Below are 16,627 nucleotides of genomic sequence, written 5' to 3' on the forward strand. Positions count from 1 at the left end.
AGAAAGTTCAAAATCAAATAAAAGGTGATTTAAATCACGTATTGAGTTGATTTTTGGACTGGAAAAAATAGCGAAGTGATCTATGTCACTCATTGCTATTTATTTCAAAAGTCGAAATAAATAATCCAAACGTGTAATGAGTGTTTTGTAACTTATATACGAAATTTATCGGCGTCCTCGACGCGTTTTTCCTGAATAAATCGATGCTGTGAATCATGCTGCCAACAACGTGCGATCTGACGGGGGCGCTTGCGTGACTTTTGGCACGAATCGCGATTAAAGATACGGCGCCAACGGGTCGCCTATTTAGAGAGAAGCACCAGAGAAGGGCTGAACGGGTTCGGTGGTGCGGGCTGTGAGAGCGGGCAATCGGTGATGTAAAGCGTCCGCCATGGCAAGGCGGTAGGACTTTTCTGAAATTTGCGCATGCACGCGCAGCCCCTGTTTTTGGGCGCTGTTAATAACTTATTGATTTTAAATTAAATGGATTGAGTCATCGCATTGCATGTTTATGCTTTGATTCACAAACTAGACAATAAGGACGCAAGTTGCGGAAGAGATGAGCAGCAAACAGTTTAGTCAATAAACGTTCCCTGCTAGAATTCTGCCACTTTCAATAATGACAATTAGAATTTGTACATGAAAGAAAACGTCATTGTTTCGGTTTCGTCTATTCACGGAACACGGCATTTTCATATTGGCAAATGGTATCGTCACTGTCTTAAAGGCTTCGGCTATGTCCTGCTTGCAGGCGCAGTTGCGGCTGGTGGTGTTATTTACTACCTCGTCGGTGAAGTGGACTTTGCCAAATTGAAACAGCAAGAGCTGGAAAGCCAGTCAACGTCGCTGCATGAAGAAGTTGCCTCGCTGAAAGAGCTGAAAGAGAACCTAGAAAACGATCTGCTCGAACGTGAAGAAAAGATGCAGATCGTGTCGGATCGCCTCGGCGATTTAGAAAAAGTGTTGGGCGTGGAAGACTCCGGCGCGGAATTGGAATCGCGTTTAGATACCGCGGCGATCACCTCGTCGGTCAGGATGGTGATGTTAACCCAAATCCCAAGTGGTGCACCTGTCCAAAAGGCGAGAATTTCGTCAGGATACGGTAAACGTGTTCATCCTGTGACCGGGGAAGTGAAATTCCATCGCGGCCAAGATTTTGCCGTCAACATCGGTACGCCGGTGTATGCCCCCGCCGATGGGGTGGTGGAAGTGACACGCGCAAGCAACAAAGGTTCGGGTAACTTTTTGCGGTTGCAACACGCATACGGGTTCTCAAGCTCTTATTCACATTTGCAAAAATTTGCGGTGAAAAGCGGAGACTTTATTCAAAAAGGTGACCTGATAGGTTACTCGGGCAATAGCGGCCTATCATCGGGCCCGCATTTGCACTATGAAATTCGATTTGTCGGACGACCGTTAGATCCCAGACCATTTGTTGACTGGGGTGTGAATGACTTCGATTCGATATTCAGCAAGGTAAGAGGTATTCGATGGGAATCTTTAGTAAACAAAGTCGAGCTAAGAGTCAGCGCTCAGCTACAACTCTCATCGCAAAGGGGTGTTCTATCAGCGGACAACTCCGGTTAGAGAGCAATATGCAGGTTGATGGCCAGATTGATGGCCAGATCCATGTGGAAAAATCGTTGGTGATCAGCGAAAGCGGCTGTGTTAGCGGCGAAATTTACGCGGAACATGTCATTGTGAACGGTGAATTTGAAGGCATCTGCCACGCCGACAAGATTGAGATCTTAAGCAAAGGCCGCGTCAATGGCAGTATCTACAGCGATGACCTGAGTATTGAACAAGGTGGCCGTTTTAACGGTGTGACCTACCCAGCAGAGCAGTCGAAAGTGGCTGAGCTGGTGGAAATCAGTGAAGTGAAAATGGCCGCTGAAGGTTAATTTAACGCTCACGTGAACACAAAAAGCCCCGCAATGCGGGGCTTTGTCGTTTTCTCTCCCCAAGCACCGGCTAGGCCGATGCGATGGATGAGCCAGTCTGCGGATTACTGTTTGTCTTGATCAAAGTCGCCGTGGAAGTGGGCGTGATCCGAGTGACTCTTCGCCGCTTTGAGTTTTTCGCCAATGCGCAATTTTTGTGTGCTTTGTGTCGCACTCATACTGCGCAGCATGGGTTGCTCGCTCTCGGCCTCTGCTGGGAACAGCGGACGGCTCATCGCATAATAGGTGGTGACATAGGCCAGCGCCTGCGTGTTCACCCACAGGGCTTGTTGGCTGATGTTGTTGAGATCATCACACGCCTGGTGGTAACAAACGTCGTAGGCCACATCAATCTCCCCGCCAAATTGTTCCACTTCTTGTGCGGTTTTGGTTTGTTCTGCGCCGGTGAACAGGCCACCAAACGCCACGCCCCAATCGGCAAAGCCTGCGTAATCCGAGCGTTTCGATAGGGCCTGAGGAACGGTCGCGCTGTCTTTCGAGGTGAAGAATTCGTTGAAGATAGATTCGATGTCTGAAGTGCCGTAAGGCGGTTCAAAATCACCCGTGTAGGCGTTGTCCGGGCTGTCTTTGGTATCGGACAAGTCGCCATCCATGACGCCGTAGATGTAGTTCGGAGAACCAATCATGTCGAAGTTGAGATACAGCTTCACTTTGTTGAGCTTGTTGTATCGCGCATCGACCAATTCCAGCTGCGCTTGTGTCAATTGCGCGGGATCGCTGATGCCCAGTTCATCCATGATCTGCTGCTGCGCTTTATCGTACAGCGGGGCAAACAGTGCATTGGTGTAGTATTCCGAGCCCACTAAGCCCGCTTCTTCTGCCGCCCACCACGCAAAGCGAACGCGGTTTTTCACCGGCACCTTGAGGTTTGCCAGTGTCACTGCATATTCGAGTAAGCCAGCGGTGCCGGAGCCGTTGTCGTTGATCCCCGGTCCTTCGGGCACCGAATCCAAGTGCGCGCCCAGCATGACGATATTGTTCGGGTTACCGCCGCGCGTTTCGGCGATGACGTTTTGCGTCACCACCATGTCATCTTTGACATCAATGCTCAGTGTGGCTGGAACCGCGGCTGATTGAGCGGCTTGATACCAGCTTTCGCCCAGTTCATAACGCACGCCAAAGGCTGGAATGGTTGCGGTGGTGTCACTGCCGAGCGTGCCATTCACCACGCCTTTTCGGCCCTCATCATTGCCTTGGTTAAATACGATGGCTGCGATGGCGCCCGCGTTCTGGGCGTTCACCACTTTGTCGCTAAAGCTACACGCGCCGCGTTGAATGACGGCGATTTTGCCAGCAATGGCTTTGCCTTCGAAATCGGAAGCTTCACAGCCATCGCTGCTGTCGTAGCTGTCGGACTCAAAATCGAAATCGGGCGTCACAAACACCAGTTCGCCGCTCAGCTCGCCATTCGAGCCGCCGGAATAGGACATTGCCGCGAAGTCAGGTTCGGTGCCGTCGGGCGCATTGCGCGTACCGACCAGTTCGCTGCCATTCACGGTCAAATGGGTGTTGGCGAGCTCTTCCCAAGCGCGGAAATCAAACTCTTGCGTGGTGACTTTGTAGCCGTGCGCTTTCATGGTGGCGATGATGTAATCGACCGACTCTTTATAGCCTTGGCTGCCCGCCGCACGCGTGATGCCGCTGTTGTCGCTGGTTGGCGAGGCAAGGCCTTCCAGCGTTTGCAAATGATCGACGACCTCATCCTGTTCAATGGCCTGACTGACGTGCTCTGCGACCCAACGTGGGTCATCAAAATAACAACCGCTGAGCAGCGTGGCGCTGACGGCCGCCGCGATCAGGGTTCTTCGAGTGGTCATGTGTGCTTGCATCGGTAACTCCTTGTTGAGTGATCCAAGCCATTGTTCGCCAGTGATTTAGTTAATGAAATGTTAATTTAAGCATCGTGATGCGTATTATGGCTGAATATCAAACTCTGTGAATGCAACACGAGGTGAATTCATCGCATCAATGAGTGGTTATCACTAAATACACAGAATCAGTAACGCATTGTTAATTATAGAAATGTTAGTAATGATAAGGTGGGCGATGGCAGGAAAGGCGGGCACAAAAAAGCCCCGCGATCAGCGGGGCTCGAACCGATGCAGAGCGGGGCTTAGAAGCCTTTGATGTTTTCCGCTTCAAGTTCAGTGAAGTATTTTACAGTCTTCACTTTCAATTCTTGTGTTGCTGGCTCGTCACACACGATGACTGCTTTTGGATGCAGTTGCAGCGCCGATACAGTCCACAGGTGGTTCACGCAACCTTCGACCGCAGCTTCCAGTGCTTGTGCTTTGTTGTGACCGGTCACGAGGATCATCACTTCTTGCGCATCTAACAGGGTACCCACACCGATGGTCAGTGCGTATTTTGGTACTTGGTTGATGTCGCCATCAAAGAAGCGAGAGTTTGCGATGCGGGTGTCGTGAGTCAGGGTTTTGATACGCGTGCGTGATGACAGAGAAGACGCTGGCTCGTTGAATGCGATGTGACCGTCGTTGCCCACGCCGCCCATGAACAGGTTGATTTTGCCGTACGATTTGATTTTCTCTTCGTACAGACGGCACTCTTCATCGTGATCGTCGGTGTTGCCGTTCAGCAGGTTGATGTTCTCTTCTTGAATATCAACGTGGTTGAAGAAGTTGTTGAACATGAATGAACGGTAAGATTCTGGGTGGTCGGCAGGCAGGCCAACGTATTCATCCATATTAAAGGTCACAACGTGTTTGAAGCTCACTTTACCTTCGTTGTAAAGCTCGATCAGTGCGTTGTAAGTTGCCAGAGGTGTACCACCTGTTGGAAGGCCTAATACAAAAGGACGCTCCGCAGTTGGCTTGAAGTCGTTAATGCGTTTTGCAATAAATGCTGCAGCCCATTTACCTACTTGTGCCGCGTTGTTCAGTGGAATCAGTCTCATGGATAGCCTCTAATGTGGTAATTCGTGATTCGGATAATCATTAATTCGCATTATAAAATAAGTTGGTGGTAACGGCTATTGCTTTGGATCGCATTTTTTAAAATAGTTTTCTTTTTCGTTGCAATCGTCGCAAAAAATGGCGTTCTGCCACATAATTCACCGATCATTAACACGTTCTCTCCCCAAAGCGTAGTCAAAAAGTGTGAAAAAATTTATTTATAAAATTAAGTATTTTTTTGATGTGCTTCGTGTTGTGCATTGGCGAAGGTGCGGTTCGTTATCCATACTTGAAACGACGACTAAAAAGGAGCGGTGCCGATGAAAAATGAACTGGATCCTGCCAAAATTTTGCACGCGTACGAAGTGGTGATGGAACATGGTACACCGACCGAACATGGCAAAATTTATGAAGGTATTGAAGCGTTTGCCGACTATGACGGCTACAACGTCTATATGCGTGGGAATGGCGTTGAGCTCAAAGTCGGCTTCCATAACACGTATCACCTGGAGTACGACCAAGAACACTTGCGTGACAGCTTTTTGAAAAAAGTGGCGATGTTGTCGAAATAGGGCGCGTGTGGGCCACGCAAGAAAAACAAAGCCCTAGGCGAGAGGCGCTCTAGGGCTTTGGGAGAAAGATTCTGTCAGAGCCGATTCAGTAACGTAGCGAATCGATGAGGTATTTCAACACGGGTTCTGGCTCGATGTTTTTATCGTCAAATCGATGTTGCGGTTTGACCAACCAGCCTCGTTCCACCAATTCGTCAATCAAATCCAAATAGGTGTGACTGCACTTGCCCACCAACAGGTTGTCGATGCTGCGTTTCTGCGCTTGTTGCAGCGTGTGCAGGAAGCCTTCCAGATAGAGATGATCTTTGGTGAAACCGCCGCCGCGATACACGCGTGTGGTGGTGACAAAGGCACTGTCTCGATCCAAACCAAACTCATCAACCAGAAAATCGAACGTTTGATAAAAATTCTGCTCTTTGAGCATAGAATCCACGGCAAGCACGCGGGTTGCAAGTGTCTGCAATCGATCATGTGACATGTAGCCCGCTTTATATTCGGCCAAAATCGCCAAACCTTCCTGCGATTCGGTTGAGCCCGGCAGGCCAATCGAAAATACCTTGAGCGGCTGCAGGCGCGCATTAAAGGTGGTCGCCATGTGTACGCCCAACTCATGTTGAATCAAGCGCTGTACTTCCGCGTGCGAGTAGGTCGCTTTGCTGTTGAGATACAGCGTGGGCGGTTTTTTCCCGCTCACCATGGCTCGCGCGGCCAATGACGATGTTGGTGTCACGTTGCAGGCCATGCCCCAAGCTTTGGCTTTGTTGGCCATGAGCACGGCTGCTTCATCTGCGCTGTAGAGAGGGCCTTTTTCTTCGGGCAGCGTTTTGGCATACAACAGAAAGCGCGCATTCTCAATGGCGGTGGCGCTCGGACGACCATAAAACCGCAACGAGTTATACAGAAACGCCTCGTGGCCAACGCTGGTGAGCAAGTCAATTTTCTCGCTCAGCTTGTTGACCATCGCGCTGTAAAGCTGCTTAAGGTCGGGATCGGAAATCGACTCGATCGGCAACTGAAACAGCTTGTGTTTGAATTCGTTGGCGTGAATCGGTAATTGTTTGTAACGAAAATCTGGCTTGTAGCGGCTCGGCGCTGCATCAAATCGCTTTCGCTCGGCATTGATATTGGTGGGATTGACGTACTTGAGCGTTTCCACTTTTTGCGTCAGCTTGGCCAGCGCTTTATCAATGGCCAGCACGTTCGGCTCAATGGATGAACTGAGCATGTTGGCTTTGGTGGTGCGGCGGCGGTTGTGGCGTCGCTGAAAATAGGCGCTGGTTTGGCTAAAGGCCTCTTTCAAGCCGCTTTTGAGTGCATCCATCACCAACGGATACACCGTGCCGTCGCTCTCCTCCATGAAAACTTTTTTCACTTCGGTGGGCAGTACCAGCGTGCGGTCGAAATGCGCGTTGGTGTGCGCAATCAAATACCCTCGCCCTTCAAACACCGCGTTCATGGCGGTGTGGTTTTCCAGATGAGGCAGTTGAATTTTGCCCAGCTCGGTGCAAAAACGCTTCACCACCGTGCCCCAACGTTGCATGTCGATTTGCGCCGTACCCACGTTAAACACGGGCGTCGGCTGGGGCAATGACTGGTAGTTGTAAGCGTAGAGGTCAAACACAATCACCATGCCAAACTTGGATTCAAGTTTGCGGATCAGTGCTTCATACAGCTGATAAAACAGGCCATGTTTGAGGTGGCTGGCGGCGCGCTGCTTGTCATTGAGCGGTTTTTTCCACGCGGATTTATAGCGGGTACTCAACGTGCGGGCACGATTGAGATCGTACTCAAAGCGTGAATCCAGTCCCCATAACGTAATGGGCTGGGAGGCAATCAGTTGATCGGTGAACGGAGCTTCTTCGAGGCGGCGCTCAGCTTTGGACAGCTGACACTGTTTCTGCAAGTCGTCGCGCAGGCGGCTTCCCGCGTGAATGGCGGTGCAGACCACAGGAAGGTATTGTTCAATTTTGATGAAGCAGCCCGCGGACTCGAGTTCACCAGAGAAAGGTTGCCCTCGCTGAATCAGCGAGAGCATCTCTTCTAGAGAATAAACTTTGGATACTGGGTTGGGCATGCGGGACCCTATAAGAAGACGGCTATTCTCGTCGTTGAAGTAGGCGGCGCTGAACGGGCAACGCCGGGTACAATTAGTCTTCTTCGGTCAGGCTTGGCTCGTCATCGGTATAGTCGTCTGCCGCGTCGGGCTTGTTACGACCGTTCAATGTATGGAAGCGCTTGCGACCGCGCGACAGACGAACATACTTCATCCAAACGCGCTCGATCTTGCTTTGAGCGAGATCTGGGTTGACCAACACGTCCATAAAGTGTTGTTCTTCCGCGTTCTCAGGCTGTAACGCTCCGGTCTCAAGGCCAACCAGAGTCTCACCGTACAGCGATAGAGTATCTTCTTCTGCAAGTGTGAAATCACCAGACTTCGCAAAGCCTCGTGGGAATTTTTTAGTGTCGAAAAATCGTTTTTTTCCTTGACGAAATACTGTCTCAGACATGTCTACCTCGTGTGAATATATGCTACCACTACGCAGCCGTGGTTCACGGCGAAAGTTAGGCGTAAAATCTCGAAAAGAAAAACAAAAATTTTTTATCGTCATTATTGTACTTCCTTGTTAATCTTCACGAGGAATATCAGAGGATTCAATATGGACGTCAAAGTCTTTCGCACTTTTCTTGAACTGGCAAAAGTTCGCCATTTTGGGCGGGCAGCAGAGAATCTGTACCTCACTCAGGCCGCCGTCAGCGCACGCATTAAACAGCTCGAAAGCTATTTCGATGCTCAGTTGTTCACGCGTGATCGAAATAACATCAAATTGACCTCCGCCGGTGAGCGTTTGGTGAGCTATGCCGAAGTCATGGTGGCGACGTTGCAACAGGCCAAATTTGAATTGTCGCTGGAAAGTGGTAAAGCACTGCAATTGACTTTAGGTGGCACACCGAACATTTGGGATGCCTATTTGCAGAACTGTTTGAGTGTCGTGACCGATGCGTTCAGCGGTTATGGGTTTATGGCCGAAGTGATGGGGCGAGAGCAGCTCAGCCGTTGCCTGCTGGAGCGCACGCTGGATATGGCGTTTGCGCTAGACCAAATCAAAGCGGAAGAGTTGCAGTGTAAGAAAGTCGCAGACTTGGTTTTGGTGTTGGTGTCGACCCGTCCTGATACCGCTGAGACGGCCTTTGAACACCAATATGTCTACGTTGACTGGGGCGCGCGTTTTGCGTCAGAACATGCCGACCGTCATCCGAAAGCACCGGCGCCATTCCTACGCACGTCTACCGCACGTATTGCGCTGGATTTCATTCTGGAAAAAGGCGGCAGTGCGTACTTGCCGGCATCGGTGGTGGAACCGTTCCTCAATTCTGGTCAGTTGCATCGCGTGGACGACATCGAAGATTGGTATCGCCCGATCTACCTGAGTTACCGCAAGAACAGCTCGTCGATCGATGCGATCATGCAGGTGGAGAAATTGGTGAAGAGCATTGATCCACTGACGGCTTACAGTTTGCAACGCGCCGGAGAACTGGGCTCTTAGGGGCTCAATTGGAGAAAAAGGCGAGCTGAAGCTCGCCTTTTTTTGTGCTTTACCGTCGGACGCATTGCGTCATCGCCCGTTCGACAGTGACGCTAATCAGCGTCGAAAATCGACTCGCTCGCTGCGGTCGAGATGGATCTCGGTGGTTGCCGGTTGTGTTTCGGCAATCACCTTGCCGCCACGCACAGAATAGCGCACAGCGACTTGGCGACGCACGGCGTCAAATCCGTTCTCAGCGGGCAGCACCAACAAGTTGCCCGGTTTGCCAACCTCAATACCATATTGGTCTTGACGATGCAGCGTGCGCGCGGAATGGCGGCCAATCAGCTTTAATGAGTCATTGATTTGCTCATAGCCCATCACCTGACACACGTGCAGCCCCATGTGCAGCACTTGCAGCATGTTGGCTGTGCCGAGTGGGTACCACGGATCAAACACGTCATCGTGGCCAAAACAGACGTTAATGCCCGCATTCAGCATCTCTTTCACGCGGGTCACGCCACGGCGTTTCGGGTAATCATCAAACCGACCTTGTAGATGAATGTTGACCAGCGGGTTGGCGACAAAGTTAATCCCTGACATGCGCAGCAAACGAAACAGGCGTGATGCATACGCGCCGTTGTAAGACCCCATCGCTGTGGTGTGGCTGGCGGTTACTTTTTCGCCCATGTCATATTTCAGCGCCAGTGCCGCTACAGTTTCGACAAAGCGGGACTGCTCATCGTCGATTTCGTCGCAGTGCACGTCAATCAGGCGGTCGTATTTTTGAGCCAGTTCAAAAATATAGTGCAGCGATTCCACGCCATACTCGCGGGTGAATTCAAAGTGCGGAATGGCACCAATCACATCCGCGCCCAATTTGACCGCTTCTTCAAGCAGCGCTTTGCCATTGGGGTACGAGAGAATGCCTTCTTGCGGAAATGCGACGATTTGAATGTCGACCCAAGGCTTCATGGTGTCGCGCACCTCCAGCATCGCTTTAAGTGCGGTCAGGGTTGGATCGGAGACGTCTACGTGGGTGCGCACATGCTGCACGCCATTGGCAATCTGCCATTTCAGGGTTTGAATCGCGCGCGCTTTGACATCTTCCACCGACAGCAGGGCTTTGCGTTCAGCCCAGCGTTCGATGCCTTCAAACAAAGTACCTGACAAGTTCCATGCTGGTTCACCCGCCGTTTGCGTAGTGTCGAGGTGAATGTGTGGTTCACAAAAGGGAGGCACGACCAAACCGCCTTGGGCGTCTATCGTTGGGCCGTGATGCTCAATCGAAGCGCTTTCATCATCGATACGGGCAAAACGACCGGATTCAATCAAAATCTGTTTAAGCTGTGATTCGCCCTCAAGACGGGCGTTTTTAACGAGTAGAGTTGTCATGTGATGTCCTTACACCGCTTGAGTTTGTCGTATGTTCTTGTTCACAAGGGGATTGATAATGAAGTAACTGAACGCGCCGCCGAGAACGGCATTAACGGGCACAATCCCTGGCATAAAGTGACCAGCTGCAATCCCGATTGCGACTGCAATAATGGCCGCCCAGTTGATGGTTTGAAACTCTGTATGGTGAAAATCGCGATAGCGTTTCCGGTTGACCAGAAAATCGGTAATCAGCACACCACCAATCGGTGGAATTGCCAACGAAAGAAAGGTTAACCAGCCGACGAAATTATTATACAGCCACAGCGCACATAAAGTACCGATGACCCCATTCACCATCGAGATGTATTTGCTAGGCAACCCGGTGATGTTGGAAAACCCTAAACCGGAGGCGTACAACGCGTTATCGTTGGTTGTCCAGATGTTTAGACCCAACACGATAATTGCTGGAATCAACAATCCTTGCGCCATCATGACCTCTGAAATATCCGACTGACCGGTCACCGATGAACCTGCGGCACCAAAGATAAACATCAAAGAGTTGCCGACGAAAAAGGCGATCATGGTGACCAATACGGCGGCGGATGGCTTTTTGCCAAAGCGAACAAAGTCAGCGGTGAGCGTCCCTGCGCTAATGAACGAGCCCACAACCATGGTCAGTGCGATGTGGAAATCCATCGGTTGAGCCGGTTGTTGCGCTTGTAGTTGGGCAATGCCACCCACGCTACTCACGGCATCAAAGACCGAATAGCCCCCTAAAATGGCGATGGCTGGTACGGCCAGTGCTGACAGGATCATCAGCGCTGAAATACCAAAGTAAACGGTAATCGTCATCAGTAGGCCGGAGGCAATGATCAATACGTTGGTGTCAATGCCGGTGGCTTTTTGCACCGGTAGCGTAAACATCGCTACGCCGACACCAAACCAGCCGACTTGCGTGCCTCCCAATAATGCGGAAGGAAACCAAGAACCTTTTAAGCCAAAAGAGAATCGCGCGAGGAGGTGGGTGGAGAGGCCAGTGGAAGCGCCGATGTAACCAAGAAAGGAGGTGTAAATACCGAGGATAAGATTGCCGATGAGTACTGCAAGAAAAAAGTCATTGAATGTCAGTCCGGTGCCAAGCGCCCCGCCGGTCCACATGCTGGCGGAAAAAAAGGTTAACCCCAGCATCACCATCGTTAACGATATCACGCCTTTTCTGGCCGTTTGGGGGACAGGCCCCAATCCGAAATCATGATCTGTCGCCATAGTTTGAATATCCTCCTTATTCATGGGTTGAATTCTATTTCACCAAATTTAGGCAAAACGGCGCATAATAGGTACACAATCCCCGATGAGTCAAATGATTCGTCAACATGATTCACGATTTAAATACCGTTCATTAATTCAAGTAAATAAACGATGGCAAACGATTGCTCTCATTAATAATTATGTCGGTTGCTTTCGATGTCGTCAGTGATATTTGATGGTGGGAATCATATTCACATAGTGAATCGTTTTTTAAATGAACAACAGTTTGGTCGGTCGGGAAGATGACGTTTAAATCGCTGAATAGGTCGTGCTGATACATCAACACGAACCGAAAATCGAAAGGATGATCACTCCCGCGCGATGGCGAGAATGCTCAATGATGGGATGATGATACGAAAACAGGCCGCGTACGATACGGCGTAAGCACAAAAAAAGGGCGAGATGATCTCGCCCTTTTTCCTGTTTTCGACAGTTATTTGCCGCTGACTGCTGAGTCGATGCTCGCTTTGCCTGCGCCTGAAATTGCTAGGGAAACGCTGGCTGCCAGTAGCGCAAGGCCAAATTCGTAGCCGTTGTTTGCCATGAACAGACCGTTACCGATGTGGACGCTCAGAATGGCAACAATCATGGTAAACGCAGTCACCACCGCTGCTGGGCGAGTCAGTAGGCCGATCAGAAGGAACAGACCGCCGAAGAACTCACCGCTACCGGCAAGGAATGCCATCAGGACGCCCGGTTCAATACCGATGGAAGCCATCCATTGACCTGTACCTTCCAGACCGTAGCCGCCAAACCAACCAAAAAGTTTTTGTGCGCCATGCGCCATGAAAGTGATGCCGATTGGAATACGGAGTGCCAGTGGTGCGTAGCCTGCGTCAGTGCTCATGAGTTTTTTCAATAGTGCGTTCATATAGGGTTCCTCAACGTTCGATATTCTGAAATAAGTGTCGTGCATTGTTTTGTGCCGATGGAGAAAGTGTAGGTGAGTTTGATAAATTAGATAACGCCTGCTGCTCGACATTCTTATTCAAAAATTTTGAATGAGTTTCTGTGAACTTTATTGCGTCTTTCGGTTCGCGATTGCGTAGGGTGTCCATCGGCGTTCCATCATTGAGTTCCGAAAATGGCTAGTGTTCTGTTGGTGACGTCGTACACTGTGCGTAACCGTTGAAAGGAAGACCGTGATGGACACTGAATTTGCACTCACTTCGCAGGAATGCCAGCGCGCAAGAATGAGCCGCGACCCCCGATTTGATGGCCGTTTTTACGTGGCGGTCAAAACCACGGGGATTTTCTGTCGCCCGATTTGCCCGGCCAATCTTCCGAAAGAAGAGAACGTCGAATACTTCATTAATCAAGCGCAGGCGTTGCAAGCGGGCTATCGCCCGTGCTTGCGTTGCCGCCCTGATAGCGCGCCCAGCTCGTGGGCTTGGAAAGGCGTGGAAACCACTTTTTTGCGCGCCGTGAAGTTGATTGATAACGGTGAGCTGCAAGGCCAACGTTTGAGTGAGCTGGCGGAACGATTGGGCATCAGCGATCGGTATTTGCGCCAGTTATTTCAAACGCATTTAGGCATGTCGCCAAAGCAGTACGCGCAATACCATCAATTAATGTTTGCCAAACAATTGCTACACACCAGTCATATGACGATCACCGACATTGGGTTTGCGTGTGGCTTTAACAGTACGCGACGTTTCAATGATGCATTTCAAAAAGTGCTGCAGCTCACGCCAAGCCAAGTGCGTCGCCAAGCGGCATCGGTGACGGCGCAAAACCGCTTATTGCTGGCCTATCGTGGCCCGTTTGATTGGGCGCACATGTTGGCATTTTATCGCCTGCGGGCGGTGGCTGGCATTGAACAGGTGGACGACACCAGCTATCAACGCCATGTGATGATGAATGGTTGTGCAGGCTGGTTTAAAGCTACGCTGGCGTCGGACTCACAGCTGGAAGTTGAATTTGAATTGGCCGAGCTCACAGCGCTGCGCCATTTGGTGAGCCAACTGCGCCGTGTGTTTGATCTGGATGCCGACATCGTGGGCATTGAAGCGCAGTTAGAACAAGCGGCGCCGGGGCTGGTCACGCATTCTGGCATTCGGATTCCCGGCGTGTGGAATGCATGGGAAGCGGGCGTGCGCGCAATTTTAGGCCAACAAGTGTCGATCAAAGCTGCCATCGGTCAATTGAACTTGCTGGTGGCCACCCTCAACGAAGGCGTTGCGCAGCCGTGGTATTTTCCGACACCGCAACAGGTGGCAGCGGCCGATTTAAGCTTTCTGCGCATGCCGCAAAGCCGCAAAGAAACCCTGCATCGCTTTGCGGTGTTTTTGACGCAACACCCCGAGGCGCCGCTGGAGGATTGGCTGGCGCTCAAAGGCGTCGGGCCTTGGACGGTCAACTACGCCCGCTTGCGCGGGGTGTCCGACAGCAACTGTTTTTTACACACCGATTTGGTGGTGAAGAAGGCGCTGGCGGCCTTTCCACAGCTCACGCCTGAACGCGTATCGCCTTGGGGCAGTTACGCCACATTCCATTGTTGGGACCAATAACATGAATCAGTTTACCTACTTCGACAGCCCGCTGGGCCAAATGACGTTACAAGCCAATGCGAAGGGCCTGTTGGGCGCGTGGTTTGAAACGGAAACCACCTTGCCAAATGAGTTGGGTCAATACAATGAAAATTGTCCTATACTTGTCATGGCGATCAATCAGTTAGCCGAATATTTCGCCGGGCAGCGCCACACATTTGATCTGCCGCTGGCCGCGACGGGAACGGCGTTTCAGTGCTCGGTATGGCAAGCGCTGCGCACCATTCCTTACGGTGAAACCTGGAGCTACCTGCAACTTGCCGAAGCGATTGGCAATCCCAAAGCGGTACGGGCGGTGGGGTTGGCCAATGGCAAAAATCCGCTGTCGATCATCGTGCCGTGTCATCGCGTGATCGGTAAAAACGGCAAACTCACCGGGTATGCGGGGGGCGTTGAACGCAAAGCCCGCTTACTGGCACTTGAACGAGAAAGATAATTCAGAATATGTCGATCCAATGTTTGCACGCTCCCCTCCTTTGTCTGGCGGTCGCCGCGACGGTGTCCGGTTGCAGTCAGGAAGATTTGGAGCGTTTGGCTAACAGAGAAACCTTAGCCTTTGAAGGAACGTACGATAATCAGTACGACCAACAGCTGTTGGTATTTAAGGAAGGACGCGTCTCGATTCATCAACAGGGGGATGAGCCGCAGTGGCAGCACACCTTTCAGGTCGAAGAGAGCTTATTAAATATTCGTGTGCGTCAAAGCTCGCGCGAGAAACGTGATGATTTGGTGATGCGCATTCATGGCGGGGGGGAGGTGCTCACGTGCAGCGCCTGCGCCCGTCTTCATCTCAGTAATGTGTGGGTGCGCCAAAACGCCGCGCCACAAAATGCGGCCACGGCGTCGCCTTAAGCCACGGTTTACGAGGCAAACAATGCCTGATTCAGGGACAGATGAATGGCGATACTCACCACATACCCCAGTAGGATCACGGGCGTCCATTTCAAATGACCAAAGAAGGTGTATTTGCCATGAGAGGCGCCCATCAACGCCACACCTGCCGCCGAACCAATCGACAACAAGCTGCCACCAACCCCCGCGGTGAGTGTCACCAATAACCAGTTCCCAATCGACATCGATGGTTCCATGGTTAAGACAGCAAACATCACCGGAATATTATCGACAATGGAAGAGAGAATGCCGACCATGATGTTGGCCCACATCGGATCCCACTGCGCGTACATCACCTGCGAAATCAGCCCCAAATAACCGAGTAAACTCAAGCCGCCCACACACATCACCACCCCGTAAAAGAAGAGCAACGTGTCCCATTCTGCATGGGATATGCGGCGAAAGACGTCGAAAGGCACCACGGAGCCGATGCGCCGCAACGCCGCTTCATCATGGTTGGCGATGGCCAGTGCGGTTTTCTTCGCCAAAGAACGGGCCAATGTTTTACGCAGGAAATAGCCAAAAAATTGCAGGTAAGCGAGGCCCATCATCATGCCCATGACTGGGGGAAAGTGGAACAAGGCGTGAAAACTGACCGCCGTGAGAATAGTGAGTACAAACAGCAACACAATGCGCCGCGCGCCGCGTTTGAGCTCGACATGTTCATGCATGACATCCGGTTGTTCGGTGGGCAGAAACAGCGACATCACCAGCGCCGGTACGAGGTAATTGGCGACGGCGGGGAGGAACAAGTCCATAAACTGCATAAACGAGACGTGACCGGCCTGCCAGACCATCAACGTGGTGATGTCGCCAAACGGGCTGAATGCGCCCCCGGCGTTGGCGGCAATCACGATGTTGATACACGCTAAATTCACAAAGCGGCTGTGTTTGCCGCCGACTTTCATCACCACCGCACACATCAACAGCGCGGTGGTCAGGTTATCGGCGATGGGGGAGATGAAAAACGCCAGCAGGCCAGTGATCCAAAACAGCGAGCGAAAATTGAAGCCTTTGCCAATCATCCACGCTTGCAGGGCATCAAACAAGCGCCGTTCTTCCATCGCGCTGATGTAGGTCATCGCGACCAGCAAAAACAGCAGCAATTCGGCATATTCCAACAGGTTGTATTCCAGCGCCTCGCGGGCGATGTCGGCCATACCGTGTTGTTGGTACACGTAGCCAATCATGGCCCAGATCAGCCCCGCCGCCAGTAGCACGGGTTTGGATTTTCTTAGTTGGAGGTACTCTTCGAGCATCACCAAGGTGTAGGCGAGGCCAAACAGCAGCAACGCGAGGTAGCCGATGACCGATTGCGTGAGGGGTAAGGGCGATTGCGGCGCAGTCGAGGCAAAACAGAACGAGGAAAACAGGGACGAACAAAGGATCAGGCCTAGCCAAACTCGCTTCATAATCTGCGCTCCAACTGACGGAAATTACACAAATTTTAGAACCAATTTCGCCCGTTAGGTGTGAGGTGTATCGAATCTGACGGAATGCCAGATAATAAAAAACCCCGGCAAGCCGGGGTTT

15 protein-coding genes are annotated in these 16,627 nt (G+C 51.3%); 7 read left to right on the forward strand and 8 right to left on the reverse strand.

Annotated elements, in window-relative coordinates:
- The first annotated feature begins 639 nt into the window (after positions 1–639).
- Positions 640–1,587 (forward strand): M23 family metallopeptidase, encoded by a 948-nt coding sequence (locus VFA_RS13930; protein ID WP_004727488.1) that lies wholly within the window; start codon positions 640–642, stop codon positions 1,585–1,587.
- A gap of 8 nt (positions 1,588–1,595) precedes the next feature.
- The gene (locus VFA_RS13935; protein WP_004727489.1) at positions 1,596–1,901 is read left to right on the forward strand and encodes a bactofilin family protein; all 306 of its coding nucleotides are present in this window, start codon (positions 1,596–1,598) and stop codon (positions 1,899–1,901) included.
- Positions 1,902–2,005: 104 nt separating this feature from the next.
- Here the strand turns inward: VFA_RS13935 and VFA_RS13940 are convergent, their stop codons facing one another.
- Both VFA_RS13940 and nagB read right to left on the reverse strand, forming a co-directional pair.
- Entirely contained in the window at positions 2,006–3,790 is a 1,785-nt protein-coding gene (locus VFA_RS13940) for a M28 family peptidase (RefSeq protein ID WP_004727490.1), read from the reverse strand.
- A 284-nt stretch (positions 3,791–4,074) separates the two neighbouring features.
- Positions 4,075–4,875, reverse strand: coding sequence for a glucosamine-6-phosphate deaminase (gene nagB / locus VFA_RS13945; protein WP_004727491.1), 801 nt, complete (start codon positions 4,873–4,875; stop codon positions 4,075–4,077).
- A 318-nt stretch (positions 4,876–5,193) separates the two neighbouring features.
- On the opposite strand from nagB, the gene VFA_RS13950 reads away from it, so the two are divergent.
- Positions 5,194–5,445, forward strand: a complete 252-nt coding sequence (locus VFA_RS13950; RefSeq protein ID WP_004727493.1) for a DUF3081 domain-containing protein — start codon at positions 5,194–5,196, stop codon at positions 5,443–5,445.
- Between the two features lie 85 nt (positions 5,446–5,530).
- Here the strand turns inward: VFA_RS13950 and VFA_RS13955 are convergent, their stop codons facing one another.
- A complete protein-coding gene (locus VFA_RS13955) occupies positions 5,531–7,519 on the reverse strand; it encodes a flavohemoglobin expression-modulating QEGLA motif protein (RefSeq protein ID WP_004727494.1) in 1,989 nt (662 codons plus the stop codon).
- A 73-nt stretch (positions 7,520–7,592) separates the two neighbouring features.
- On the reverse strand, positions 7,593–7,952 hold the full coding sequence (locus tag VFA_RS13960) for a MaoP family protein (protein ID WP_038151827.1): 360 nt from the start codon (positions 7,950–7,952) through the stop codon (positions 7,593–7,595).
- A gap of 150 nt (positions 7,953–8,102) precedes the next feature.
- Here VFA_RS13960 and VFA_RS13965 point away from each other — a divergent pair, with 150 nt between their 5' ends.
- The gene (locus VFA_RS13965; protein ID WP_004727496.1) at positions 8,103–8,990 is read left to right on the forward strand and encodes a LysR family transcriptional regulator; all 888 of its coding nucleotides are present in this window, start codon (positions 8,103–8,105) and stop codon (positions 8,988–8,990) included.
- A gap of 96 nt (positions 8,991–9,086) precedes the next feature.
- Here VFA_RS13965 and VFA_RS13970 read toward each other — a convergent pair whose 3' ends face one another.
- The 3 genes from VFA_RS13970 to VFA_RS13980 form a co-directional block, all read right to left on the reverse strand.
- Positions 9,087–10,364 carry a cytosine deaminase gene (locus VFA_RS13970; RefSeq protein ID WP_004727497.1) on the reverse strand — a complete coding sequence of 426 codons (1,278 nt, stop codon included), beginning with the start codon at positions 10,362–10,364 and terminating at the stop codon, positions 9,087–9,089.
- A gap of 9 nt (positions 10,365–10,373) precedes the next feature.
- Positions 10,374–11,612, reverse strand: coding sequence for a cytosine permease (codB, locus tag VFA_RS13975; RefSeq protein WP_004727498.1), 1,239 nt, complete (start codon positions 11,610–11,612; stop codon positions 10,374–10,376).
- A 475-nt stretch (positions 11,613–12,087) separates the two neighbouring features.
- Entirely contained in the window at positions 12,088–12,525 is a 438-nt protein-coding gene (locus tag VFA_RS13980) for a DoxX family protein (protein ID WP_004727499.1), read from the reverse strand.
- Between the two features lie 274 nt (positions 12,526–12,799).
- Between VFA_RS13980 and VFA_RS13985 the strand changes: the two genes are divergently transcribed.
- The 3 genes from VFA_RS13985 to VFA_RS13995 are packed head-to-tail and all read left to right on the forward strand — an operon-like array spanning position 12,800 to position 15,055.
- Positions 12,800–14,164, forward strand: a complete 1,365-nt coding sequence (locus VFA_RS13985) for a DNA-3-methyladenine glycosylase 2 family protein (protein WP_004727500.1) — start codon at positions 12,800–12,802, stop codon at positions 14,162–14,164.
- A 1-nt stretch (position 14,165) separates the two neighbouring features.
- A complete protein-coding gene (locus VFA_RS13990; protein ID WP_004727501.1) occupies positions 14,166–14,639 on the forward strand; it encodes a methylated-DNA--[protein]-cysteine S-methyltransferase in 474 nt (157 codons plus the stop codon).
- 23 nt (positions 14,640–14,662) lie between these two features.
- Positions 14,663–15,055 (forward strand): hypothetical protein, encoded by a 393-nt coding sequence (locus tag VFA_RS13995; RefSeq protein WP_370447173.1) that lies wholly within the window; start codon positions 14,663–14,665, stop codon positions 15,053–15,055.
- An 8-nt stretch (positions 15,056–15,063) separates the two neighbouring features.
- Here the strand turns inward: VFA_RS13995 and nhaD are convergent, their stop codons facing one another.
- Positions 15,064–16,506, reverse strand: a complete 1,443-nt coding sequence (gene nhaD, locus VFA_RS14000) for a sodium:proton antiporter NhaD (RefSeq protein ID WP_004727503.1) — start codon at positions 16,504–16,506, stop codon at positions 15,064–15,066.
- Positions 16,507–16,627: the final 121 nt, after the last annotated feature.

This window comes from Vibrio furnissii CIP 102972, from assembly GCF_000176175.1.
In the GTDB taxonomy this organism is placed as follows: Bacteria; Pseudomonadota; Gammaproteobacteria; order Enterobacterales; family Vibrionaceae; genus Vibrio; species Vibrio furnissii.